Raw genomic sequence first — 23,613 nt, forward strand, 5'->3', positions numbered from 1 at the left:
CGGCCCGGCTGCGCGGCGCGGGCAGCGCGGCGGCCCGCGAGGCCGGCCGGGCGTCGCTGACCGGCGCGCTGCGGCTGGGCCTGCGTGCCGGGGACCTCGGCTTGATCGCCGCGGCAGCGCTGGGGCTGGGTCCGCGTCCGAGCGCGGGTTCGCTGGCGAACGCCGCAGCGCACGGACCGGGCCAGGGTTCGCGTTCAGGCGCGTCGGGAACAGGGCCGCACGCGAGTGCCGGCATGCACACCATGCTGGTGCCGGTCGATCCGGTGCGGGTGGCCGCGCTGCGGGACGCCTGCGCGGCGCTGCCCCCCGCCGGATTGCCGCCGGAGCAGCACTCGGTCGCGGCGCGGCTCATGGCGCGCCTGGCCGACGAGCTGGGGCAGGCGGAACTGGCCGAGCGGGCGCTGGACCTGGCCCGCGCCGGTGGCGACCCGCGGGCCGTGGCGGAGGCGCTGCTGGCTGCGGGCGGTCGGCTGGACCAGGTGGTACGCGAGGCCGCCGCGCTGGGCGACGCCGAGCTGCAGGCGCGGGCGTACGACCTGGCGGCGGCCGACGCGGTGTGGCGGGGCGAGAAGAGCCGTGCCATGGCGCTGCTCGCCCAGACGGCGGCGCTGGGGGAGGGGCGTCCCACGGCACTGGTGCGCTGGTACGCGCTGCGGGCCGCAGCCGAGCTGGCCGCCCTGCGCGGCCGCCCCGATCCGGCGGCGGCCGACCGGGCGCTGGCCGCCGGGCAGCTCGTCGATCCGGCCGCGGCGGAGGCCGCCGATCGGGCGCTGCGGGGCTGGTCGGGCCCGGACGCCGGGTCGGGCGGGCTGACCACGCGGGAGCGGGAGGTGCTGGCGTGGGCACTGCGCGGAGCGCCTGCGAAGGAGATCGCGAGCGCGTTGGTCCTCGGGGAGCGGACCGTGGAGACCCACCTGGCGAGCATCTACCGCAAGCTCGGCGTGCGGACCCGGCTGGAGCTGATCAGAAAGCTGGGAGACGGTAGCTCACCGTAGAGGTTGCCGTTACGAAGTGTTACGAATGAGATTCGCAAATGACTGGACGGCCACTTGACCAGCGGCGTAGCGTCTCTTTCAAGCGCATCGCTCGATGAAACCCGGGGGATGGCCCAGCCGATCATTTATCGGTTGTGGCGCCGAGCGGATGCGCCGGGGGATGGGTGGCACCACGCCGTTGGGGGACGGCCGCCACCTGAGACCGGTCGGCCGGCCGGCGACGCTAACGGGGGTGAGCGTCGCCGCCGGCCACCGGCATGTCCAGCCCACCACCGGCCCCCGCACCCACCTGGCGCAACTCTTAAAGACTCGCGCCTTCAGGTGTGTCCCGAAAGCGCGAGTCTTTAAGAGTTGCCGCAGGGTGGGTGGGGCAGGTCAGCGGCCCTGGTTGGCGACGGCGGCGGCGGCTTCGGCGGCCGCGGCGGGGTCGAGGTAGGTGCCGCCCTTGACGGTGGGGCGCAGGTTCTCGTCCAGGTCGTAGCGCAGGGGGATGCCGGTCGGGATGTTGAGGGCGGCGATCGCCTCGTCGGAGATGCCGTCCAGGTGCTTGACCAGGGCGCGCAGCGAGTTGCCGTGGGCGACCACGAGCACCGTGCGGCCCGCGCGCAGGTCCGGGATGATCGCGTCGTACCAGTACGGCAGCATCCGGCCCACGACGTCCTTGAGGCACTCCGTACGCGGCTTCAGCTCGTCCGGCAGCAGCGCGTAGCGGGCGTCGCCCACCTGCGAGAACTCGTCGTCGTCGGCGATCGGCGGGGGCGGGGTGTCGTACGAGCGGCGCCAGAGCATGAACTGCTCCTCGCCGTACGTGTCGAGGGTCTGCTTCTTGTCCTTGCCCTGCAGCGCGCCGTAGTGGCGCTCGTTGAGCCGCCAGCTGCGCGACACCGGGATCCAGGACCGGTCCGCCGTGTTGAGCGCGATCTCGCTGGTGCGGATGGCGCGCCGCAGCACGCTGGTGTGCACCACGTCGGGCAGCAGTCCGTGTTCCTTGAGCAGCTCGCCGCCGCGGCGCGCCTCGGCCTCGCCCTGGGCGTTCAGGTCCACGTCGACCCAGCCGGTGAAGAGGTTCTTGGCGTTCCATTCGCTGTAGCCGTGCCGCAGCAGCACCAGTGTTCCAACCATGACTGACATCCTCTCTGATCGCCGTCAAGGGCCTGTGAGCAGCCCCTGACGGCGAACGGCTGCGCAGCGAAGCGGAGCGGCCGCCGAGGCGTATGTGCAGCACAGTGACGACCACCACGTGAAATCCCGGGTGACTTTCGTCGTATCCGCGGCCTAGGTTGTAAGGCACCAGATGGATTGCGAGCATTACAGGGGTGCGTGTTGCGGGGCTGGTTGGCGCAGACGGCGGGCGGACTGCCGAAGATCTTCTGGTACCTGTGGACCGGCACCTTGATCAACCGGACCGGCGCGTTCGTGATGCTGTACCTCGAGATCCACATGGTGGTCGAGTACGGCTTCTCGCCGACCTTCGCCGGTCTCGTGCTCGGGTTGTTCGGCGGCGGCATGGCGCTGGGCTCGCTGGCCGGCGGGGTGCTGGCCGACCGCTGGGGCCGCCGGTCCTCGCTGCTGCTGTCCAACGTCGCGCTCGCGGCGACGGCCGTGGTGCTCGGCTTCGTGTTCCAGCCGGTCGCGGTCGCGCTGCTGGCCGCGGTGTACGGCTTCTGGAACGGACTGGGCCGCCCCGCCTTCTCCGCGACCATGGTCGACGTGCTCGGCCCGAGCATGCGCATGCGCGGCATGAACCTCAACTACTGGGCCATCAACCTGGGCTTCTCGTGCGCCGCGGTGCTGGCCGGCGTGCTGGCGCGCACCCCGCACCTGACCGTGTTCCTGCTCAACGCGGCAGCGCAGCTGACCATGGCGGCGATCGTGTTCTGGCGGGTTCCGGAGACCCAGCCGATCAGGGGCGTCCTACCCGGCACGGCGGGCTCCGCCGCTCCGGCGCGGTCCGCGACCGTCCGCGTGCCGGTCGAGGGCAGCATCGCCACGGTGCTGCGCGACCGGGTCTTCATGACCTTCGTGCTGCTCAACCTCGGTCTGTGGATCATCATCGAGTCCTGCAAGCTGATCCCGATCGCGATGCACCAGCGGGGCATGGACGCGGCCGACTACGGCACGGTCATCGCCGTCAACGGCATCATGATCGTCGCCTTCCAGCTGTTCGTGCCCAAGCTGCTGGCGGGCCGCAACCGCAGCCGGGTGCTGGCGCTGGCGGCGCTGCTCGTCGGCTTCGGCATGGGCGCGACCGCGATCGCCGGCACGGTGCCCATGCTGATGCTGACCGTCGTGGTGTGGACCGCGGGCGAGATGCTGAACGCGCCGGTCAACGGCACGCTGATCGCCGACCTGTCCCAGCCCGCGATGCGGGGGCGCTACCAGGGTGTCGCCTCGATGGGGTTCACCGCCGCCAACTTCGTCGCCCCGGTGGCCGGCGGCGCGATGCTCCAGTACGCCCCGCCCGCCACGTTGTGGCTGGTGCTGGCCGCGCTCGGCGTCGTCGTCGCGGTCGGCCAGCTGCTCAGCGGCCCGGTCCGCGAGCGCCGTGCCCGCGCCATGGCCGAGCCCAAGCCGGTCGTGGAAGGAGCGGACCTTGCCCCCGTCGCGGCTTGAGACATCCCGCCCGGCCACCGATTCGGCCGGCGCGGTCCTGGTGGCGGCCGGCTCAGCCGGGCCTGCGGCGGACGGCCCCGGCTCGGCCGGACCCGGGCCGGGCGGCGTGCGGCGCTGGTTCGCGGAGACGACCGGCGGGCTGCCCGCGACGTACTGGTACCTGTGGACCGGTTCGCTGATCAACCGGGCCGGCGGCTTCGTCATCGTCTACCTGACCATCTACCTGACCACGGTGCAGGGCTTCTCGCCGTCCCGGTCCGGGCTGGTGCTCGGCCTGTGGGCGGCGGGCGGCGCGATCGGCACCCTGGCCGGCGGCGTGGCCGCGGACCGGATCGGGCGCCGGATCACCCTGCTCGTCGCGCACCTGGGCGGCGTGCTGCTGCTGGTGGCGTTGGCCTTCGCCCAGGGCTTCTGGGTGATCGCGCCGCTGACCTTCCTATTCGGCCTGGTCGGCGAGGCGTCGCGCCCCGCGTTCCAGGCGCTGATGGTCGACGTGGTGCCCGCGAAGGACCGGCTGCGCGCGTTCACGCTCAACTACTGGGCCGTCAACGTGGGCTTCGCCGTGGCCGCCACGCTGGCCGGGCTGGCCGCCGCGGCCGACCCGAAGCTGATCTTCCTGGTGAACGCGGGGACGGCGCTCGCGCCGTTCCTGTTCATCCTGCTCAAGGTGCGCGAGCCGCACCGGGAGCGGCCCGCCGTCGCGCCGCATGCGCCGGTCGAGCGGGCGGGCATCGGCACGGTGCTGCGCGACCGGGTCTTCCTCGGCTTCGTCGCGGTGAACCTGCTGATCTCGTTCGTCTTCATGCAGCACCTGTCCACGCTGCCCATCGCGATGACCGGCGACGGCATCCCGGCGCAGCAGTACGGCCTGGTCATCGCGCTCAACGGGGTGCTCATCGTGGCCGGGCAGCTGTTCATCCCCAAACTGATCAAGTCGTACGACCGCTCGCGCGTGCTCGCGGTGGCGGCAGTGATCATCGGGCTCGGCTTCGGGTTGACCGCGTTCGCCGACTCGGTCGCGTTCTACGCGCTGACCGTGCTGGTCTGGACGGTCGGCGAGATGCTGAACTCGCCGTCCAACTCGACGCTGACCGCGGCGCTGTCCCCGGCCGCCCTGCGCGGTCGTTACCAGGGGGTGATGTCGCTGTCTTGGTCGGTGGCCGGGTTCGCCGCGCCGGTGCTGGGCGGATACGTGCAGCAGCACCTCGGGGACGAGGCGCTGTGGCTGGGCTGCGGCGTGATCGCTATCGTCGCCGCGGCCGGTCAGCTCTGGTCGGGCCCGGCCCGCGAGCGCCGGGCCGAAGCACTACAGGCGGTGTGAGGACAGGTATGCGGTTCGTTCGGGAGTCGGTGGCCGGGCTGCCGCGTACCTTCTGGATGCTCTTCTCGGCGATGCTGGTGAACCGGGTGGGCGCGTTCGGCATGCTGCTGCTGCCGATCTACCTGACCACGGCGCGCGGCGCTTCGGTCGCCGTCGCCGGCCTCGTGGTCGGCGCGTACGGGGCCGGTGGCGCGGGCGGCACGCTGCTCGGCGGGGTGCTGGCCGACCGCTGGGGGCGTAAGGCGACCTACCTCGCGGGCACCTCCACGGCGGCGGTGCTGATGGTCGGGCTCGGCCTGGCCCGGCCGATCTGGCTCATCGCGGTGCTGGCCGCCGCCGTCGGGCTGGCGCACTCGCTGCCCGGCCCGGCCACCGTCGCCGCGATCGTCGACGTGCTGCCCGAGGCCGACCGCTCCCGCGCCTTCAACCTGCAGTTCTGGGCGTTCAACATGGGCGGCGCGATCGCCGCCGCGCTGGCGGGCGTGATCGCCGAGTTCAGCTTCCTCGCCCTGTTCCTCATCGACGCGGGTATGACGGCGGTGACCGCGGTGCTGGTCTGGCGGCTCGTGCCGGAGACCCTGCAGCGCCGCCGACCCGCGGCGGCGGCGGTGCCCGGTGAGCGGGGCGGGCTGCCCGTCGTGCTGCGGGACCGGGTGTTCCTGACCTTCGTCGGGCTTACCTTCGTGCTGGCCCTGCTCACCGTGCAGGGGCAGTCGATCCTGCAGTTGGCGATGGAGGGAGACGGGCTGCGCCCGTCGGCGTACGGCCTGGTCGTCTCGCTGGGCGGGGCGATGATCGTGGTGGGGCAGCTGTTCGTGCCCCGGCTGATCGGCGCGCGCCGCCACGCGGTCGTGCTGGCGGCGGCGTTCACGCTGCTCGCGCTCGGCTACAGCACGGTGTTCCTGGCCGACCGGCTCTGGGTGTACGTGGCCGCCGCGTCGGTGTGGACGGTGGGCCAGATGCTGGCCGCGCCGCCGAACGCCTCGATCATCGCCGAGCTCGCCCCGACCGCGCTGCGCGGCCGCTACCAGGGTGTCTTCTTCCTGGTGTTCCCGGCGGCCGGTTTCGTCGCACCGTCGGTGGGCGGCTGGAGCCTGCAGCACCTCGGCCCGTGGCACTGGATCGCGTGCGGCGCGCTGGGCCTGCTGGGCGCGGCGGGTCACCTGTGGACGGCCCGCCGGCGCGAGGCGCGCGCGGCATCGATCCGCGACGCGGAAATCACCCCACAAGCGACGGTCGAGCCCGCTTTCGCCTGATCCGCAAGGGATCGCGGCGCATCACTGGAGTGAGCCGCTGCGCTGTGATAACCGGGTGACATCGACTCCACCGAATGGCCGATGAGTGGCTCATCCCATCGAAGGATGTCGCAAAGTAACGGTTTGAAAACGGCCGACGTGACTGTTGACACAGCGCCAAATTAAGTAAGAATTCTTTCCACATACAGTTAACACTCCTTCCTAAAAGAGGTTGACGAACGTGGAACGAGGCGCGTACTCGACGGCAGGCACGGACAGCGTGCTCGCCCGTTTGCGTGCCAAGCTCCCGGAGTTCACGGGCGCCCTGCGGCGCGTCGCGGAGCAGGTGCTGACCGACCCGGCCGGTGCCGCGCGGGCGACCATCGTGGAGCTCGCCGAGCGTTCGCACACCTCGCCCGCCACCATCACCCGGTTCTGCCGGGCGGTCGGCTTCGAGGGATACGCCGACCTCCGGCTCGCCATCGCCGGCGAGACCGGTCGCGCCGCCCGCTCCGCGGGCTGGCTAGTCGACATCGGCCGCGAGATCGAGCCCGGCGACCCGCTGGAGCGCGTGCTCGGCCAGATCATGGCCGCCGACACCCGGGCCATGCAGGACACCGCCGCGATGACCGACCTGGTCGAGGTCGAGCGAGCAGCCGAGGCCATCGCCGCGGCCGAGCGCGTCGACATCTACGGGGCCTCCGGCTCGGCGCTGGTCGGTGCGGAGATGCAGTTCTCGCTGCACCGCATCGGCATCGCCGCCTGGTCCTGGCCCGACGTGCACAACGGACTGGCCAGCGCCGCGCTGCTCAGCGCCGGCGACGTCGCGCTGGGCATCTCGCACTCCGGCCAGACCCGGGAGACCATCGAGATGGTCGCCGAGGCCGGCAGCCGCGGCGCGATCACGGTCGCGCTCACCAGCTTCCCGCGCTCGCCGCTGGCCGACGTCGCCGACGTCGTGCTGACCACGGCGACGCAGGCCACCACGTTCCGGCCGGACTCGCTCTCGGCCCGCCACCCGCAGCTGGTCGTGCTCGACCTGCTGTACATCGCCGTCGCGCAGCGCACCCACGAGCGTGCGCACGCGGCGTTCCAGCGCACCGCCCAGGCGGTCGCCGGTCACCGCCTCCGGGAGGTGGTGTGAGCGATGTCCACCCTCACGGCGGTTTTCACCCGCACGGCTTCGGGCCGTGCCACAGACTCCGGCGCATCTGTGCCGGTAGACGCGGCGACGTCAAGCGACGCACCGCTGCGGCATCTGGTCACGCCCCGCGGCGTGACGTTTCCCGGCACCCCCGGGGAAGCGCAACACCAGATCGAAGTGCAGCGACGCGCCGGATGGGCCCGACGCGCCGCGATATCTCGTACGAGGAGATTGTCATGACCGTAACCCCCGACAGCCCGTCGGAGCTGAACCGCCGCACCGTGTTGCGCCGGGCCGCTGCCGTCGGTCTGCTCGCCGCCCCCGCCATCAGCGCCCTGGCCGCGTGCGCCAGCGAGGACGGCGAGGGTGGCACCACCGGCGAGAAGACCGAGGCCAACCCGTTCGGCGTCGGTGACAAGCAGCCGCTGGAGGTCGCGTTCTTCAACGGCGGCTTCGGCGAGGACTACGCCAAGTTCGACGTGGCCGCCTACGAGGCCAAGTGGGCGGGCAGCAAGGTCGAGCTGAAGTTCTCGAAGACCATCCTGACCGACTACCAGCCGCGCTTCTACGGCGGCAACCCGCCGGACGTGCTGAACAACTCGTCGCCGGAGACCATCCCGGTGGGTCCGGTCGTGCAGGGCGGCCAGCTGGTCGACCTGACCGCGCTGCTGGACGCGCCGAGCTACGACGACCCGAAGGTCAAGGTGCGCGACACCCTGGTCGCCGGCGTCGTGGAGGAGGGCACGTTCAACGGCAAGATGTACACGCTGAACTACGCCTACTCGATCTACGGCCACTGGTACGACGAGGCGCTGTTCCAGAAGGAGGGGTGGACCGTCCCGAAGACCTGGGAGGAGTTCTCCACCCTGGCCGAGGCTGCCAAGAAGAAGGGCATCGCCGCCTACACCTTCCAGGGCATCCACCCCTGGTACATCCACAACGTGATCACGGAGTGGATCTACAAGGTCGGCGGCAAGGAGGCGATCCTCAAGATCGACAACCTCGAGCCCGACGCGTGGAAGCAGGACGCGGTCAAGGTCGCCGCCGAGCGCATCGCCGAGATGGCCAGCAAGGGCTGGATCCAGGCGGGCGCGTCCGGCCTGGACCACACCACCACCCAGCAGGCCGTCATCGACGGCAAGGCGCTGTTCATCTGGTGCGGTTCCTGGCTCGAGGGCGAGATGGCCAAGACCCTGCCGGCAACGGTCAAGCTGGCCGTCGCGCCGCCGTGGGACCTGTCGTCGGCGGACAAGGCCAAGTACGGCACCGTGCACGCGGCCCCCGGTGAGGGCTTCATCGTCCCCACCAAGGCCAAGAACCCGGCCGGTGGCCAGGAGTTCCTGCGCATGATGCTGGGCAAGGAGCAGGCTCGCAAGTTCGCCGAGCTCACCAAGTCGCTGCCCGTGGTGAAGGGTGCGGCCGACGGCCTCACCATCTCCAGCGCCCTGTCGTCGGCCTCCAAGGTCGCCGCCGCGGCGCCGGAGGTCATCAACTGGCGCTACGCCGGCTGGTACGTCCCGCTGCAGAACGCGGTCTTCGCGGCCGCGACCGAGCTGGCCGCCGGCAAGAGCACCCCGGCCGCGTTCCAGGCCGCCGTGCAGAAGGCCGCCGACGAGGTGGCGAAGGACGACAAGATCGTGAAGCAGAAGGCTTCCTGATCGCAACGGGCGGGGCCGGACCTCCGGCCCCGCCCCATCCCTCCGTTGTGGCCAGCAAAGGACTTCCGACCATGTCGTTCGGCAGAGCCCGTTTCATCACAGGGTTCCTCTTCGCCCCGATCCTGCTGTACGCGGTGTACGTCCTCTACCCGTACGCGCAGACGGCGTACTACTCCGTCACCGACTTCTCCGGCTTCAGCCCGGACTACGCGTACGTCGGATTCGGCAACTACGTGGAGCTGTTCGCCGATGACGTCTTCCTGCGGGCGCTCGGCCACAACGTCGTGGTGCTGACGGTCTACCCGGTCGTCACCATCCTGCTCGCGCTGTTCTTCGCGTTCATGCTCAACGTGGGCGGGCGCGGTGACAAGGCCGGCGTGCGCGGCGTGCGCGGCTCGTCGGTGTACAAATTCATCTTCTTCTTCCCGCAGGTGCTCTCCATCGCCATCGTCGCCGTCATCTGGCGCCGGGTGTTCCAGAGCAACGACGGCGGCATGATCAACTCGCTGCTGATGAAGCTCGGCCTCGTCGAAAAAGACAAGCCGCTGCTGTTCCTCGCCGAGTCCGACTCCGTCTTCCCGCCGATCCACCTCGGCGACTTCACCTTCGAGGCGCCCGTCGTCCTGGTCTGCCTGATCCTCATCGCGATCTGGGGCGGCGTCGGCTTCTACCTCATCCTCTTCTCGGCCGCGATGCAGTCCATCCCCAAGGACATCTTCGAGGCGGCGACGCTGGACGGCGCCACCCGCGTGCAGACGTTCTTCCGGGTCACCCTGCCGCTGCTGCGCGAGCACGTCTCCGTCGCCTGGGTCTACCTCGGCATCGCCGCGCTCGACTTCTACGCCCTGGTCGTCGGCATGACGCCCGGCCCCGGCGGCGGCGGACCGAACGACGCCAGCCAGGTGATGAGCTCCTACATGATGTCGAACGCGTTCCGGCCCTCCCGGTTCGACTCCTTCGCGTTCGCCTGCGCCATGGGCGTCTCCATCGCCATCCTGACGCTGCTCTTCGCCGCCGCGCAGATGCGGCTCACCCGCAGCCGCGACAAGCTCGAGTTCTGAGGGGCAACACCATGTCTCACCTCGCGACCACCGACGCGCCCGCGACGCCCGAGCCCGCACCGGCCCCGGCGCCTGCCAAGTCCGCACCGAAGATGACCGCCGACACCGGCCGCGTCTTCAACGTCTTCTCGCACGGCTTCCTGTTCATCTGGGGCGCCCTGGTCACCATCCCGCTGATCTGGGCCGTCATCCAGTCGTTCAAGACCGACACCGAGATCATCAACGACCCGCTGGGGCTGCCCGACCAGTGGCTCTGGGGAGCCTTCGGCCGCGCCTGGACCAAGGGGCACATCGGCGAGTTCTTCTTCAACACCGTGCTCGTGCTCATCGGCGGCGTCGGGCTGACCATGCTGCTCGGGTCGATGGCGGCGTACGTGCTCGCCCGGTATCCGTTCCGGGGCAACCGGGCCGTGTACTGGATGTTCGTCGCCGGGCTGACGATGCCGATCTACCTGGGCATCCTGCCGCTGTACCTGACCGTCGACAACGTGGCGAACGCGCTGGGCCTCGGCGAGGTCATCGGGTTGAGCACCCACCTGGGGCTGATCCTGGTGTACGTCGCGTACTCGCTGCCGTTCACGGTGTTCTTCCTGCACGCGTTCTTCCGTACGCTGCCGTCGAGCATCGCGGAGGCGGCGTCGGTGGACGGAGCGGGGCACGTGCGGTTGTTCTTCCAGGTGATGATGCCGATGGCGAAGCCCGGGTTGATCGGGATCGGGATCTTCAACGTGATCGGCCAGTGGAACCAGTTCATCCTGCCCACAGTGATCATGAAGGACGAGGACAAGCGGCTGCTCACGCAGGGGCTGCTGGAACTGGCCACGAACGCGAGGTACGAGACGGACTTCGCGCGGCTGTTCGCCGGCATGACGCTGGCCATGCTGCCCATCCTCGCCGTGTACCTCATCTTCCACCGCCAGGTCCAAAGCGGCCTGACCGGCGCCACCCTCAAGTAACCGCCTCGCCCCGCCCCGCCCCGCGGGGCGGCGCACGCCGTCCCACGCCCCGCCTTGCATAAACGTTGGCCTATCCAGATGACTTCGATCGCGAAAATGTCATCTAGATAGGCCACCGTCTATGAAAACGGGGTTCGGGTGGTCGCGTGGCACCCGGGTGGGTCAGGATTCGCCGGTTACCAGGTAGATGACGTGGCGGCCGGCGTTGACGGCGTGGTCGGCGTAGCGCTCGTAGAAGCGGGCCAGCAGCGCCGCGTCGACGGCGGCTTCGACGCCGTGGGTCCACTCGGTGTTGAGCAGCTTCTCGAACAGGGCCTTCTCCAGCTCGTCCATGGCGTCGTCGTCGCGCTCCAGCTCGGCGGCGCGTTCGATGTCGCGGGACGCGAGCACCAGCGTGATCTTGCCGGCGATGCGGTCCGCGACGTTGGCCATCTGGCCGAAGACCCCGGTGAGTTCGGCGGGCACGCAGACCGCCGGGTGGCGGCGCAGCGCCGACTTGGCGACGTGCTCGGCCAGGTCGCCCATGCGCTCCAGGTCGGTGCCGATGTGCAGCGACGTGATCACCATGCGCAGGTCGGAGGCGACGGGAGCCTGCTGCGCGAGCAACCGGAGCACCTTCTCCTCGACCGCGCGGAACAGGGCGTTGATCTCCTCGTCACGGGCGATGACGCGCTCGGCGCCCTCCTTGTCGGCGCTGAGCAGGGCGGTGGTTGCCGCGCTCATCGCGGTGCGGACCGCCTCGGCCATGGAGACCAGCAGGCGGCCGACCTCGAGCAGGTCGGCACGGAACTCCTCGCGCATTGATCACTTCCAGTAACGATGGGGGTCGGGTCTGCCTCACGGTAGGGGGCCTGCGAGGCCGGAAGGTGAACGCCGGTGAACGGGAATGGGCGCGACGGTGAACACTGTGCAACCAATGCCGTATTTAGCCAGTTTACAGATGATTTGTACAGGAACGTTGGTCGAATGATCTGACCTACGATCGCAACGTGAAGGTACTGGCAGCGCCCCTCGACGGCGGCACGCTCATGCTGGCCATCGCCGTCGGCATCGTGCTGGGCCTGACGGCGGGGCTGCTGCTGGCGCGCTACCTGGCGCACCGGCGCGCGGCGACCGCCGTGAACACGCTGGGTCCCTCGGGGCTGGGCGCGCCGCCGGTCGGCGACCCGCTGGCGGGCCTGGGCCGCAAGAGCCTGGATGCGCTGCGGGTGGGGGTGGTGCTGCTCGACGGCACCGACCAGGTCGTGCTGGCCAACCGGGCGGCCCGGGCCATGGGCATGCTGCGGGCCAGCGCCGTGCCGGGCACGATCGCGGCCCACCCGATCCTGCGTACGCTCGCCGGGCAGGTGCGCCACACCGGCGTGCCGCGCGAGGTCGAGCTGGACCTGCCGCGCGGCCGCGAGCTGGGTGAGTCGCAGCCGCTCGGCGTGCACCTGCGCGCGGTGGCCGTGGGCGGCGGCCTGGTGTGCGTGGAGGCGGCCGACGTCACCGACGCGCACCGGGTGGAGCGGGTGCGCCGCGACTTCGTGGCGAACGTGAGCCACGAGCTGAAGACCCCGATCGGCGCGCTGCAACTGCTGGCCGAGGCGCTGCTGGACGCCACCGAGCCGCCGGTCGAGCAACCGGCCGACCCGGAGGCCGCGGCGGCCCAGGCGGCCGAGGACGTGGCGGCGAGCCGCCGCTTCGCCGAGCGCATCCAGCGGGAGAGCACGCGGCTCGGCCGGCTGGTGTCGGAGCTGCTGGAGCTGTCCCGGCTGCAGGGCGCCGAGCGGCTGCCCGACCCGGAGCCGGTCATGGTGGACGGGGTGGTGGCCGAGGCGCTGGACCGCGCCCGCACCAACGCCGCCGCCAAGCACATCGAGCTGGTGGTCGTCGGCACCCGCGGGCTGACCGTGTACGGCAACGACAACCAGTTCGCCACGGCGCTGGGCAACCTGGTCGAGAACGCGGTGGCGTACTCGCACGAGCACTCGGCGGTCGTGGTCAGCGCGCTGGCCGAGGGCGACCGGGTCGACATCAGCGTGTCGGACCAGGGCATCGGCATCGGTCCGGGTGATCTGGACCGGGTGTTCGAGCGTTTCTACCGGGCCGACCAGGCGCGTTCGCGCGCGACCGGCGGCACGGGACTGGGCCTGGCCATCGTCAAGCACATCGCGACCAACCACGGGGGCCGGGTCGACGTGCGCAGCCGCCTGGGTGGAGGCTCGACGTTCACCCTCCGGTTACCTGCCCGACCCCCGGAGGCGATGCTTCCGCTACCCGCCTCCTTTGAGATCGATGCGGCACCGGTGCTCGGCGCCGAGACGCCCGCACCCCAGCGCCCTACCCCGGCCGACGGCTCCGCCCCGGCAGACTTGAACCACGCGGCCGACGCCGTGAACCTCGCAGCCGAGGACGCGACCCCCGCGGCGGCTGCGAACCCCGCACGACCGGCACAGACCGGCTGACTGGCAACTGCGAAAGGTGGGCGTGATGTCCCGCGTACTGGTCGTCGAGGACGAGGAGTCGTTCTCGGACGCGCTGTCGTACATGCTGCGCAAGGAAGGTTTCGAGGTGTCCGTCGCGGCCACCGGCACCGCCGCGCTCACCGAGTTCGACCGCACCGGCGCGGACATCGTGCTGCTGGACCTCATGCTGCCGGAGATGTCCGGCACCGAGGTGTGCCGCCAGCTGCGCCAGCGCTCGCACGTGCCGATCATCATGGTCACCGCACGGGACAGTGAGATCGACAAGGTGGTCGGCCTGGAGATCGGGGCCGACGATTACGTGACCAAGCCGTACTCCCCGCGCGAGCTGGTCGCCCGCATCCGGGCGGTGCTGCGCCGGCAGACCACCGACGTGGTCGAGGTGGCGGGCGGCACGCTGGCCGCCGGTCCGGTGCGCATGGACGTGGAGCGGCACGTGGTCACCGTCGACGGCGCGCCGGTGCAGCTGCCGCTCAAGGAGTTCGAGCTGCTGGAGCTGCTGCTGCGCAACGCGGGCCGGGTGCTGACCCGCGGCCAGCTGATCGACCGGGTATGGGGCGCCGACTACGTCGGCGACACGAAGACCCTGGACGTGCACGTGAAGCGGCTGCGCTCGAAGATCGAGCCGGAGCCGTCCACGCCCCGTTACCTCGTCACCGTCCGCGGCCTGGGTTACAAGTTCGAGCCGTGACCCGGCAACCGCCGATCTGAGCAGCTCCGCCCGGTGCCACGGGCGGAGCTTTTCTGTGTGGTGAGTCAACCTTCAGGCGTACCGGGTCGTCCTTGGTGGGCGACGAAAGGAGAGCCTGTGCGGTCACGAGACGCGTACGCCGGACTGGCGGACCTGGTCGCCTCGCGCGGCCCGGCCCTGCTGGCCACGGCGACCCTGCTCAGCGGCGGGCGCACCGCCGGCGAGGACCTGCTCCAGGCAGCCCTGGAACGGATGATGCGGGCCTGGCGCCGCATCGACGGCGACCCCGAGGGCTACCTGCGCCGGACCATGTACCACCTGGCCGTGGACAGCTGGCGGTTGCGGCTGCGCCGGCGGGAGGTCGTCGCGACGGTCGAGCCGCCCCCGCATGCCGACGGCACGGAACGGCTCGCCCTGCGCCACGCGCTGGTGCAGGCGCTGGCGCAGCTGCCGCCGAGGCAGCGGGCGGTGCTGGTGCTGCGCTACTGGGAGCAGTTGAGCGAGGCCGAGGCCGCGGCGGCACTCGGCTGCTCGGTCGGCACGGTCAAATCGAGCGCCTCGCGCGGCCTGGCCCGGCTGCGCGAGATCACGGCGGCCTGGGCTCTCGACGAATCCCCACTGCGGATCGGAGCACCTTCATGAACAGCCCACTGGAAGAGGAACTGGCGGCGGGGATGCGGGAGCACACCGCCGACCTGCGGCCGAGCCCGGACCTGCTGGACCGGGCGGCGCGCCGCAACCGCCGCCGTACCGCCGGCCGGGCGGTCGGCACCGGCGTGTTCGGCCTGGCGGCCGTGGTGGCGGTCGCGCTGACGGCGCTGGGCGGCACGCCCGCCGCCCCGACCGCGGACCCGGGTCCGCGGCCCGCGCCGGAGCTGCTGACCGTCGGCATGGTGTCGGAGCGGGCCGTGGCTGCGCTGGCCGGCGACGACGTGCAGCACGTCGTCCAGACCGTCACCTACCGCGGCACGACCGAGCACGGCGAGTGGTGGTTCGACCAGGAGACCGGCGACTCGTACATCACCGACCTGTCGGCACCCGGCGGCGCGGCGACGACGGACCTGTGGCAGGTGGTACGCGACGACACGCTCACCATGACGCAGGTCTTCCACCACGACCGGACCTTCGTGCGCCACGACCGGGCGCTGCAGGGCCAGCGCATTCCGGGCCCGGCGGGCGGCACCCCCGAGGAGCTGCGTGCGGCCCTGCAACGGGGCGACGGCTACACCCTGGTCGGCCCCGTCGACCTGGACGGCCAGGCGGTGCTGCACCTGCGCCTGGAGTTCGAGGACGGCGTGGACGAGCTGTGGGTGGATGCGCAGACCTACCGGGCGGTCCGCCGCGTGACGGTCAAGCACACGCCCGAAGGCGACTCCCGCAACCTGATGGACTTCGAGTGGCGGGCCCGCACCGCCGAGTCCCTGGCTCCACTGGCGGCCAAGATCCCGACCGGCTACACCGAGCGCAAGCTCCCCCCGATCGACGGCCCGGTGTAGGCGTCAGTAGAGGGCGCGCAGCGCCTGGGCGATCTCCTCGATGTCGCGGAGTTCGCCCGTGCAGACCGCGATGACCAGGTCGTACGCGGCGTCCTGGTCGAGGGCGGCGAGGCGGCGGCGGGTGACCGCGCCGTTGACGGTGAGGAAGGCGGTGGCCGTGATCCAGCCGATGCGCTTGTTGCCGTCCACGAACGGATGGTTGCGCGACAGCGACTGGAGCAGGGCCGCCGCCTTCGTCCACAGGTCGGGGTAGGCGTCCGCGCCGAACACGGTGCTGCGCGGGCGGGCCACGGCCGACTCGACGAGCCCCGGGTCGCGCACCGGCACGCCGAGCCGGTCGGCGATCGCCAGCACGTCGGCGTACGTCGGGACGTAGACCTCGCTCACTGGGCGAGCCGGGCGAGCAGCTCGGTGTGCGCGCCCATGATCTCGTCCACGGCGGCGGCGAATCCGTCCGGACCGGGCTCGATCTCGGCGACGTCGTCGAGCGCGGCCAGGCGCTCCTCGTCGTCGACCGCGGGCGGGGCGGGGGCCTGCCGCCCGCGGAGCTGCTCCTCGCTCATGCCTTCTCCTCGCTTCGCTCGTCGGCGGCATCGCGGATGCTCATGATTCGCTCACTGCGTTCGCTCATGCCTTCTCCTCGCTTCGCTCGTCGGCGGCATCGCGGATGCTCATGAATCGAGGTTAGCCGGGCGGGCAATGAGTTTGAGCGGTGTGCGGCGGCGCGCCTCGACCGTGGCGGGGTGCTCGGCGACCAGGCCGCGCTTGTCGCGCTCGGCGCACATCTCGGCCAGCCGGGCGTATGCCTGCTCGCCGACCAGCGCGGTGAGCTCGGGACCGTAGCTGACGTACATCGGTTCGGCGCCGACGTGCGCGTCCGGCGACGAGGTGCACCACCAGTGCAGCTCGTGCCCGCCCGCGCCCCAGCCGCGCCGGTCGAACTCGCCGATGACCGATACCAGGATCTTGGTGTCGTCGGGGCGCTTGACCCACTGCTGGTCCCGGCGGATCGGCAGCTGCCAGCACACGTCGGGCTTGTAGGTCAGCGGGTGCACCCCGTCGCGCAGCGCCTGGGCGTGCAGCGCGCAGCCGCCCCCGCCAGGGAAGTCCGCGTCGTTGAGGAAGACGCAGGGGCCCTCCTCGCCGTCGGGGCCGTGCTGGATCGCGGTGCGCCGGGCCGGCTTCTCGTCGTGCAGCTCGTCCAGCTCGGTCCACTTCTCGAAGCCGCGTACGTGGTGCTGCCAGGTGGTCTTGTCCAGGCGTTTGACCGCGGCCTTGACCCGTTTGACGTCGTCGGCGTCGGTGAAGAAGGCGCCGTGCGAACAGCAGCCCTCATCCTCCCGGCCCGCGATGATGCCCCGGCAGGCGCTGCCGAACACACAGGTCCAGCGCGACAGCAGCCAGGTCAGGTCGGCGCGGATCAGGTGGGCCGGGTCCGCCGGGTCGGCGAACTCGATCCACTCCCGCGGGAAGTCCAGCGAAGTCTCGCCCTCATGCTCCACGATCCCAGCCTACGGCGGCGGCGGGCACCGATAACGTAGGCGCATGCGGCTAGGTGTCCTCGATGTCGGATCCAATACAGTTCATCTGCTGGTGGTCGATGCGCACCGCGGTGCCCATCCGTGGCCCGCGCACTCCCAGAAGGAGCGGTTGCGCCTGGCCGAGCAGCTCGGCGAGGCCGGTGAGCTGACCATCGCCGGGGCGGACGCGCTGGTGAAGGCGTGCGAGCAGGCCAAGACCGCGGCCGAGCAGCAGGGCGCGGAGGAGCTGATGGCGTTCGCGACCTCGGCGGTCCGCGACGCGACCAACTCGGCCCAGGTCCTGCGCCGGGTGCACGAGGAGACCGGGGTCGAGCTGCGGGTGCTCTCCGGCGAGGACGAGGCCCGGATGACCTTCCTCGCGGTACGCCGCTGGTTCGGCTGGTCGGCGGGCCGGCTGCTGGTGCTCGACATCGGCGGCGGCTCCCTGGAGATCGCGGCGGGCATCGACGAGGAGCCCACGGTGGCGGTGTCGCTGCCGCTGGGCGCGGGCCGACTGAGCCGGCGCTGGCTCAAGGCCGACCCGCCGGGGGCGGCCGAGCTGATTCCGCTGCAGTCCTACGTGGACGAGCAGCTCATGCATCGGGAGCTGGACGGGCTGCGGGGCTGGGAGATCGCCGCGGCGACCTCGAAGACGTTCCGGTCGCTGGCCCGGCTGGCCGGTGCCGCGCCCAGCGGGGACGGGCTGTGGGCCCCCCGGGTGCTCACCCTGCAGGGCCTGCACCAGGTACGCAACTTCATCCAGCGGATCCCGTCGGCGGGTCTGGCCGAACTGGACGGAGTGAGCGCGAGCCGTGCCCACCAGCTGCTTGCCGGGGCGGTTGTGGCGGAGGCCGCAATGCGCCGGCTGGGCGTCGATGAGCTGCGCATCTGCCCGTGGGCGCTGCGCGAGGGCGTCATCCTGACGCGCCTGGATCAGCTCTCGGCGGGGTGACCGGGGCTACTCTGGACAACGTGTCCGTTCCCGTGCTCCTGTCCAGCTCGTCCGTCTTTCCCGAGCCCACCGCCGCCGCATTCGAGCTGGCGGCGTCCCTGGGCTACGACGGGGTCGAGGTCATGGTGTGGACCGACGCGGTGAGCCAGGACGCCGGCGCGCTGCGCGGGCTGTCCCAGCACTACGGCGTGCCGGTGCTGTCGATCCACGCGCCCTGCCTGCTGGTCACCCAGCGGGTCTGGAGCAGCGACCCGAAGGAGCGGCTGCGCCGCGCGGTGATCCTGGCCGACACCCTGAGCGCGCCCACGGTCGTGGTGCATCCGCCGTTCACCTGGCAGCGCGACTACGCGCGCGGGTTCGCCGACACGGTGGGCAAGCTGGCGCACCGGCACACCGGGGTGCGCATCGCGGTGGAGAACATGTACCCGGTGCGCATGGGCCGCCGCCAGGTCGTGCCGTACCACCCGGGCTGGGACCCGACGGAAGCCGGCTACGACTCCTACACGCTGGACCTGTCGCACTGCGCGGCGTCGCGGTCCGACGCCCTGGAGATGGCCGACACGATGGGTGCCGGGCTGGCCCACGTCCACCTGGGCGACGGCACCGGCGAGGGCCGGGACGAGCATCTGGTGCCCGGCCGCGGCACCCAGCCGTGTGCCCGCCTGCTGGCGGGGCTGGAGCAGCGCGGGTTCACCGGCTCGGTGGCGATGGAGGTGGCCACCCGCAAGGCCGGCAGCCGCGCCGCGCGGGAGGCCGACCTGGCCGAGGCGCTGGCGTTCGCGCGTACGCACCTGGGCGCGGGCGTCGCCCCGACCCGCTCCTGAGCAAGAGGGCCGCTCACCCGGAGGGGGAGCGGCCCTTGGCGGAGGAGGCCGGTCAGCCGACGGAGGTCAGGGTGGCCTGCTGGGGGACGGCGGGCTTGAGCTGGGCCTTGGTGTGGGCCAGTTCGGTGACCGCGGCCTTCTTGCGGGCGCGGTGGGCCGCCACGTGCGAGCGGGTGGCGCAGCGCTCGGAGCAGAAGCGGCGGCAGTTGTTGGACGAGGTGTCGAGGTAGACGTTGCCGCACCGGTCGTCGGCGCAGACACCGAAGCGGGCGCTGCCGTACTCGCAGAGCCACACGGACAGGCCCCAGACGGCGCCGGCGAGGTACTCGGCGCTGACCGCGGAGCCGCGGCTGGTGACGTGGATGTGCCAGTTCCCCGACTCGTGGCCGGAGATGCGGGGATGCACCGGATGGGCTTCGAGCAGCGAGTTGAGCTCTTCGACGGCCTCGCGTTCGCGGCCGTGGGCACCGTGCTCGAAGACCTCGCGCAGGCGGCGTTGTGCCTTGCGGAACGCCTGCAGGTCGCGTTCGGTGGCGTCCTCGCACATCCAGTCCGGCCCCGGCAGGACAGCGCGGAGCTGGCTCAGGTCGTCCAGCGGCGCGTTGACAAGATCAACAGCCGTTCGGGCGTACGCATCGAAGTTCACCCGACAAAGGTAGTGCACCTACGGCGTGCGTGGGGTGTCAACATAGTGGGGGATGAACCGGGCGTGACCGTCGGTGATCAGGCTAGTGCTCTCGCGTAGCCCCAGTCCCGCGGCCTCGCCGTCGATGATCCACGAACCCAGCACCACGTGGTTGCCCGCAAACGACGGCAGCGCACGGAACTCCTGGAAGCAGTGCCCGCCGGTGTCGTAGATACCGTCCGTGACCTGCTCACCTGCCGCAGTGACGATCCGCACATTGGCCCCCTCGCGGCCGAGCAGCGGCTTGGCCACGTACTCGGCCATGTCCCGTGGCCCGTCCAGGTATGCGGGCAGCAGCAGTTCGTGCTCGGGGTAGAGCTCCCAGAGGACGGCCAGCAGCGCCTTGTTCGACAGCAGCAGCTTCCAGGCCGGCTCGAGCCAGGTGGTCGGGGTGCCCGGGTCCAACGCGAGCCGACCGTACGGCTCGGCGACCATCCACTCCCACGGGTACAGCTTGAAGATCGTGCTGATCGGGTCGCCGCCGCTGTCGCGGAAGCGCCGCCCGTCCCAGGCGATGTCGAGCATCGGGGTCACCCGCACGTCCAGGCCCGCCTGGTGCGCGGTGTCGGCCAGGTAGCCGACGGTCATCAGGTCCTCGAACGTCTCCTCGAGGTTCGACCACGCGAAGTGCACCGGGCCCGGGGCGAAGTCGGGGCCGAGCCTGCGCCAGGCGGCGATGAGGCGTTCGTGCAGGCTGTTCCACTGGTCCAGGTCCGGCCGGGTGTCGGTGAGCCAGAACCACTGGATGATCGACGCCTCCAGCAGCGAGGTGGGCGTGTCCGCGTTGTACTCCAGCATCTTCGGCGGGCCGCTGCCGTCGTACCACAGGTCGAACCGGCCGTAGAGGGTCGGCGGCTGCTCCCGCCACACCCGGCGCACCTCGGGCACGGCCCAGGCCGGGATGCCGAAGTCGGCCCACCGCTCCTGCTCGACCACGTGCCTGGCGGCCACCAGCGACATCCGGTGCAGCTCCTCGGTCGCCTCCTCCAGCCGCAGCACCTCGTCCAGGGTGAACGAGTAGCAGGCCGACTCGTCCCAGTACGGGGTGGTCGCGCCGTCGTCGAGCTTGGTGTCGGCGTAGAGCATGCCCTGCGCCCGGACCGTCTCGCGCCAGTCCGGGCGGGGTTCGACCTGATGCCGCTGCACGTGCGATCAGCCGCCGCAGGAGGCGAGGTGGGTGCCGAAGCCGCCCGAATCGGGCAGGGCCTCGACCGGGGCCGGGGGTTCGGCCAGCCGGATGCCGGAGCTGCCGGCGGCGAAGACGGTCTGCTGGGGTGAGGGCATACCCGAGCAGTCGTCGTCATCGTCGTCCAGCGCACAGGCCAGGCCGGCGACGAGCAGTACGACCCCACCGATGATCACGGCGGGGGAGCGGAGCGGGTTGGAGTTCACAGCTGAAGTTTGTAGCCGACGCATACAACCCCTCCTTCACCGAGATATCGAGGCGTGTTCTTGTATACATGGGGCAGGAGTCCCGTGAGTCGCCCGGCACAGGCGGGTTACGCTGCCCTCATGCTTCGCTCCGTGATCCTCGCCGCCGCCCGATCCCAGAAGGTGGAACGGCTCGTAGAGACCGCCCCGATCAGCCGCGACGTCGTCAGGCGCTTCGTCGCCGGCTCCGGAACCGGCGAGGCGCTCGCCACCACCAGGCAGCTCGCGGACGCCGGACTCTGCATCACCCTGGACAACCTGGGCGAGGACACCCTCACCGCCGACCAGGCCAACGCCACCAAGGAGGCGTACCTGGAGCTGCTGGCCGGGCTCGGCCAGGCCGGGCTGACCGCGCCGAAGGTCGGCGGGGGCGAGGCCGTCACGGTGGCCACCGCCGAGGTCAGCCTGAAGCTGTCCGCCCTCGGCCAGGCCTTCGACGAGCAGCTCGCGGAGAAGAACGCCCGCGAGATCTGCGAGGCCGCCGCGGCGCTGGGCACCACGGTCACCCTGGACATGGAGGACCACACCACCACCGACTCGACTTTGGACATCCTGTCCCGGCTGCGCCGCGACCACCCGGGCACGGGCGCGGTGCTGCAGGCGTACCTGCGCCGGACCGAGGGCGACTGCCGGGAGCTGGCCACCGCCGGGTCGCGGGTGCGGCTGTGCAAGGGCGCGTACAAGGAGCCCGAGCACGTGGCCTACCAGGCCCCGCTGGAGGTGGACAAGTCGTACGTGCGGTGCATGAACATCCTGATGGCGGGCGAGGGCTACCCGATGCTGGCCACCCACGACCCGCGCCTGATCGCCATCGCGCAGGACCGGGCCCGCTGGTTCGACCGCTCGCCGGACGAGTTCGAGTTCCAGATGCTCTACGGCATCCGCCCCGAGGAGCAGACCCGTCTGGCCCGGGCCGGGCACACGGTGCGGGTCTATGTGCCCTACGGCACCGAGTGGTACGGCTACCTGATGCGCCGCCTCGCCGAGCGCCCCGCCAACCTGGCCTTCTTCGGCCGGGCCCTGATCTCGAAGAAGTGACCGTCCGGCTGATCAACAGGACCGCGCAGGTGGGTAGCGTCCTCGTCCGTGAACGCCGAGGACCCCGCCCCCAGCGCTGACGGGTCCCCGCTCCCGCCCGCTCCCGCCCCAGCCGTGCCCGTCGCGCAGCCCCAGGCTGTCCCGGGGCCGCCGCCCGTACCTGCGGGCTGGGGCGGGCAGCCGGTTCCGGGCGTGCCCTACCCGTACCCCACGCTGTGGCCGGACCCGGCGCTGCTGCACCGGCCGCGCCGCCGCTGGGGACGGGTGATCGCGCTGGTCGCCACCGGCCTGACGCTGGCCTGCGCCGCCGCGGGCGGGCTCGCGGTGGTGCTGGTCCCGCCGGTGCTGGAGCAGCTCGCCGCGGCAGGCGGCGGCACGTCCGGCACGGGTGCCCCCAGCCCGCGGCCCGGTGACCCGCTGAGCGTGCGCCAGGCCTGGGCCAAGGAGCGCATCGACGCGGCGCTCGCCGTGCAGCACAAGGCCCTGCTCGGCGGTGACGAGCGCGGCTACCTGTCGGTGGTCGAGCCGACCGCGACCGGCGCCCTGGACGGGTTGCGGATCCAGTTCCGCTCGCTGCGCGCGATGCAGGTCGCGGCGTGGAGCGACCGCGGATACCAGCCGAGCCCCACCGGCGACGAGTGGACGGTCCGGTTGAGCAGCACCCCGTGCTTCGTCGTCCCCACGTGCCCCGAGTCGCGGACGCCCGCGGTCATGCGCTGGCGCATCGAGGACGACCGGGCGGTGATGGTCCACTGGGAACCGGGCGAGAAGGACGGCGGCCCGCCCTGGCAGACCGACGAACTCGTCGCGCTGGCCGGCGCGCGCACCGTGGTCGCGACCACCCCCGTCTACGCCCGGCAACTGCCCACCCTGCTCCGGGAGGCGGAGAACGCCGCGAAGGTCGCCGACCGGTACGCCGTCGGCACCGCACCCGTCCGCTACCCGGTGTACTACGCCGACAGCCGCGAGTGGGAGCGCTGGTACGGCGGCAAGCTGCCGGACTGGGTCGGCGGTTACGCCCTACAGGTGACCGCGGACCGCTACGAACTCGTCCTCAACGGCGACTACCTCCTGCAGGCGGGCCTGGGCGAGCTGATGCGGCACGAGCTGACGCACGCCTCGTCGCTGGCCGGTTCGTCCGGTGGCTACGGCGCCTGGTGGCTGGTGGAGGGCTTGGCCGAGGAGGCCGCGATGAACGGGGCGCAGCCGGCGAGGTACCCGGCGCTGGACGAGGTGCGCAAGTTCGTGAAGACGTGGCAACGCGACCTCGCGCTCATCGCGCCGGAAGACGACACCCCGGACGGGGAGGTCGCCGCGCGCTACGGCGTCGCCTACCTCGCGGTGCACCGGCTGGTCGCCCGGTTCGGGTTCGCCAAGGCGATGGCGTTCTTCAAGAACGTGCTGCACCAGCGCCGGGAGCCGGCGCTGGCCGCGCCGGAGTCGCTCGGCGTGAGCTGGGCGGTGGCGCAGAAGGACCTGGCCGACTACGTGCGCCGTACCGCCCGCTGACCGGCGGCACGAGGGCGGG

The 23,613-nt window shown here is 71.5% G+C and carries 23 protein-coding genes and 1 pseudogene; 16 read left to right on the forward strand and 8 right to left on the reverse strand.

Translation table 11 applies throughout. From position 1 onward, the window contains the following. On the forward strand, positions 1 to 995 hold a 995-nt coding region (locus tag F9C41_RS41555; protein WP_230690096.1), incomplete at its 5' end, for a helix-turn-helix transcriptional regulator. Positions 996 to 1,370: 375 nt separating this feature from the next. Here the strand turns inward: F9C41_RS41555 and F9C41_RS28735 are convergent. Further along, positions 1,371 to 2,117, reverse strand: coding sequence for a phosphoglyceromutase (locus F9C41_RS28735; RefSeq protein ID WP_191842436.1), 747 nt, complete (start codon positions 2,115 to 2,117; stop codon positions 1,371 to 1,373). A gap of 198 nt (positions 2,118 to 2,315) precedes the next feature. On the opposite strand from F9C41_RS28735, the gene F9C41_RS28740 reads away from it, so the two are divergent. The 7 genes from F9C41_RS28740 (at position 2,316) to F9C41_RS28770 (ending at position 10,983) form a co-directional block, all read left to right on the forward strand. Then, entirely contained in the window at positions 2,316 to 3,608 is a 1,293-nt protein-coding gene (locus F9C41_RS28740; protein WP_407924745.1) for an MFS transporter, read from the forward strand. A 106-nt stretch (positions 3,609 to 3,714) separates the two neighbouring features. Then, positions 3,715 to 4,929, forward strand: coding sequence for an MDR family MFS transporter (locus F9C41_RS28745; RefSeq protein ID WP_155390015.1), 1,215 nt, complete (start codon positions 3,715 to 3,717; stop codon positions 4,927 to 4,929). Between the two features lie 8 nt (positions 4,930 to 4,937). Beyond that, positions 4,938 to 6,185 (forward strand): MFS transporter, encoded by a 1,248-nt coding sequence (locus F9C41_RS28750; protein ID WP_230690097.1) that lies wholly within the window; start codon positions 4,938 to 4,940, stop codon positions 6,183 to 6,185. A 220-nt stretch (positions 6,186 to 6,405) separates the two neighbouring features. Continuing rightward, complete coding sequence (locus tag F9C41_RS28755) at positions 6,406 to 7,308, forward strand: MurR/RpiR family transcriptional regulator (protein ID WP_155389956.1); 903 nt, start codon at positions 6,406 to 6,408, stop codon at positions 7,306 to 7,308. Positions 7,309 to 7,544: 236 nt separating this feature from the next. Beyond that, positions 7,545 to 8,966 carry an N-acetylglucosamine/diacetylchitobiose ABC transporter substrate-binding protein gene (gene ngcE, locus F9C41_RS28760; protein WP_196280002.1) on the forward strand — a complete coding sequence of 474 codons (1,422 nt, stop codon included), beginning with the start codon at positions 7,545 to 7,547 and terminating at the stop codon, positions 8,964 to 8,966. Between the two features lie 71 nt (positions 8,967 to 9,037). Beyond that, positions 9,038 to 10,027: a carbohydrate ABC transporter permease gene (locus F9C41_RS28765; RefSeq protein ID WP_155389958.1), complete on the forward strand. Its 990-nt coding sequence runs from the start codon at positions 9,038 to 9,040 to the stop codon at positions 10,025 to 10,027. A gap of 11 nt (positions 10,028 to 10,038) precedes the next feature. Beyond that, positions 10,039 to 10,983: a carbohydrate ABC transporter permease gene (locus tag F9C41_RS28770; RefSeq protein ID WP_155389959.1), complete on the forward strand. Its 945-nt coding sequence runs from the start codon at positions 10,039 to 10,041 to the stop codon at positions 10,981 to 10,983. A gap of 162 nt (positions 10,984 to 11,145) precedes the next feature. On the opposite strand, the gene phoU is transcribed toward F9C41_RS28770, so the two are convergent. Then, positions 11,146 to 11,784, reverse strand: a complete 639-nt coding sequence (phoU, locus tag F9C41_RS28775) for a phosphate signaling complex protein PhoU (protein ID WP_155389960.1) — start codon at positions 11,782 to 11,784, stop codon at positions 11,146 to 11,148. Positions 11,785 to 12,011: 227 nt separating this feature from the next. Between phoU and F9C41_RS28780 the strand changes: the two are divergent. The 4 genes and pseudogenes from F9C41_RS28780 to F9C41_RS28795 all read left to right on the forward strand — a co-directional run. Beyond that, positions 12,012 to 13,271: pseudogene (locus tag F9C41_RS28780) on the forward strand (sensor histidine kinase); the annotation flags it as partial. Between the two features lie 184 nt (positions 13,272 to 13,455). Beyond that, positions 13,456 to 14,139: a response regulator transcription factor gene (locus tag F9C41_RS28785; protein WP_120317276.1), complete on the forward strand. Its 684-nt coding sequence runs from the start codon at positions 13,456 to 13,458 to the stop codon at positions 14,137 to 14,139. A gap of 117 nt (positions 14,140 to 14,256) precedes the next feature. Then, positions 14,257 to 14,781, forward strand: a complete 525-nt coding sequence (locus F9C41_RS28790) for a SigE family RNA polymerase sigma factor (RefSeq protein ID WP_230690098.1) — start codon at positions 14,257 to 14,259, stop codon at positions 14,779 to 14,781. Continuing rightward, positions 14,778 to 15,635 carry a hypothetical protein gene (locus F9C41_RS28795; protein WP_155389961.1) on the forward strand — a complete coding sequence of 286 codons (858 nt, stop codon included), beginning with the start codon at positions 14,778 to 14,780 and terminating at the stop codon, positions 15,633 to 15,635. The genes F9C41_RS28790 and F9C41_RS28795 overlap by 4 nt, the downstream gene beginning before the upstream one ends. A gap of 3 nt (positions 15,636 to 15,638) precedes the next feature. On the opposite strand, the gene F9C41_RS41560 is transcribed toward F9C41_RS28795, so the two are convergent. The 3 genes from F9C41_RS41560 to F9C41_RS28810 form a co-directional block, all read right to left on the reverse strand. Then, positions 15,639 to 16,022, reverse strand: coding sequence for a type II toxin-antitoxin system death-on-curing family toxin (locus F9C41_RS41560; RefSeq protein WP_155389962.1), 384 nt, complete (start codon positions 16,020 to 16,022; stop codon positions 15,639 to 15,641). Further along, positions 16,019 to 16,198: a hypothetical protein gene (locus F9C41_RS41565; RefSeq protein ID WP_155389963.1), complete on the reverse strand. Its 180-nt coding sequence runs from the start codon at positions 16,196 to 16,198 to the stop codon at positions 16,019 to 16,021. The genes F9C41_RS41560 and F9C41_RS41565 overlap by 4 nt, the downstream gene beginning before the upstream one ends. Before the next feature lie 108 nt (positions 16,199 to 16,306). Then, a complete protein-coding gene (locus tag F9C41_RS28810) occupies positions 16,307 to 17,137 on the reverse strand; it encodes a hypothetical protein (RefSeq protein ID WP_230690099.1) in 831 nt (276 codons plus the stop codon). 43 nt (positions 17,138 to 17,180) lie between these two features. Here F9C41_RS28810 and F9C41_RS28815 point away from each other — a divergent pair, with 43 nt between their 5' ends. Then, positions 17,181 to 18,107 carry a Ppx/GppA phosphatase family protein gene (locus tag F9C41_RS28815; RefSeq protein ID WP_155389965.1) on the forward strand — a complete coding sequence of 309 codons (927 nt, stop codon included), beginning with the start codon at positions 17,181 to 17,183 and terminating at the stop codon, positions 18,105 to 18,107. Between the two features lie 20 nt (positions 18,108 to 18,127). After that, positions 18,128 to 18,931: a sugar phosphate isomerase/epimerase family protein gene (locus tag F9C41_RS28820; RefSeq protein ID WP_230690100.1), complete on the forward strand. Its 804-nt coding sequence runs from the start codon at positions 18,128 to 18,130 to the stop codon at positions 18,929 to 18,931. A gap of 52 nt (positions 18,932 to 18,983) precedes the next feature. Here F9C41_RS28820 and F9C41_RS28825 read toward each other — a convergent pair whose 3' ends face one another. From F9C41_RS28825 to F9C41_RS28835, 3 genes are read right to left on the reverse strand one after another with little or no spacing between them, the layout of a single operon-like run. After that, positions 18,984 to 19,577, reverse strand: coding sequence for a CGNR zinc finger domain-containing protein (locus F9C41_RS28825; RefSeq protein WP_155389967.1), 594 nt, complete (start codon positions 19,575 to 19,577; stop codon positions 18,984 to 18,986). Positions 19,578 to 19,595: 18 nt separating this feature from the next. Next, positions 19,596 to 20,762, reverse strand: a complete 1,167-nt coding sequence (locus F9C41_RS28830) for a glutathionylspermidine synthase family protein (RefSeq protein ID WP_155389968.1) — start codon at positions 20,760 to 20,762, stop codon at positions 19,596 to 19,598. A gap of 6 nt (positions 20,763 to 20,768) precedes the next feature. Beyond that, a complete protein-coding gene (locus tag F9C41_RS28835; RefSeq protein ID WP_230690101.1) occupies positions 20,769 to 21,008 on the reverse strand; it encodes a hypothetical protein in 240 nt (79 codons plus the stop codon). A 120-nt stretch (positions 21,009 to 21,128) separates the two neighbouring features. Between F9C41_RS28835 and F9C41_RS28840 the strand changes: the two genes are divergently transcribed. Continuing rightward, positions 21,129 to 22,085: a proline dehydrogenase family protein gene (locus tag F9C41_RS28840; protein ID WP_155389969.1), complete on the forward strand. Its 957-nt coding sequence runs from the start codon at positions 21,129 to 21,131 to the stop codon at positions 22,083 to 22,085. A 48-nt stretch (positions 22,086 to 22,133) separates the two neighbouring features. Continuing rightward, entirely contained in the window at positions 22,134 to 23,594 is a 1,461-nt protein-coding gene (locus F9C41_RS28845) for a hypothetical protein (protein ID WP_155389970.1), read from the forward strand. Positions 23,595 to 23,613 lie beyond the last annotated feature (19 nt).

Origin of the sequence: Catellatospora paridis, assembly GCF_009720365.1 — a bacterium.
Lineage (GTDB): Bacteria > Actinomycetota > Actinomycetes > Mycobacteriales > Micromonosporaceae > Catellatospora > Catellatospora paridis.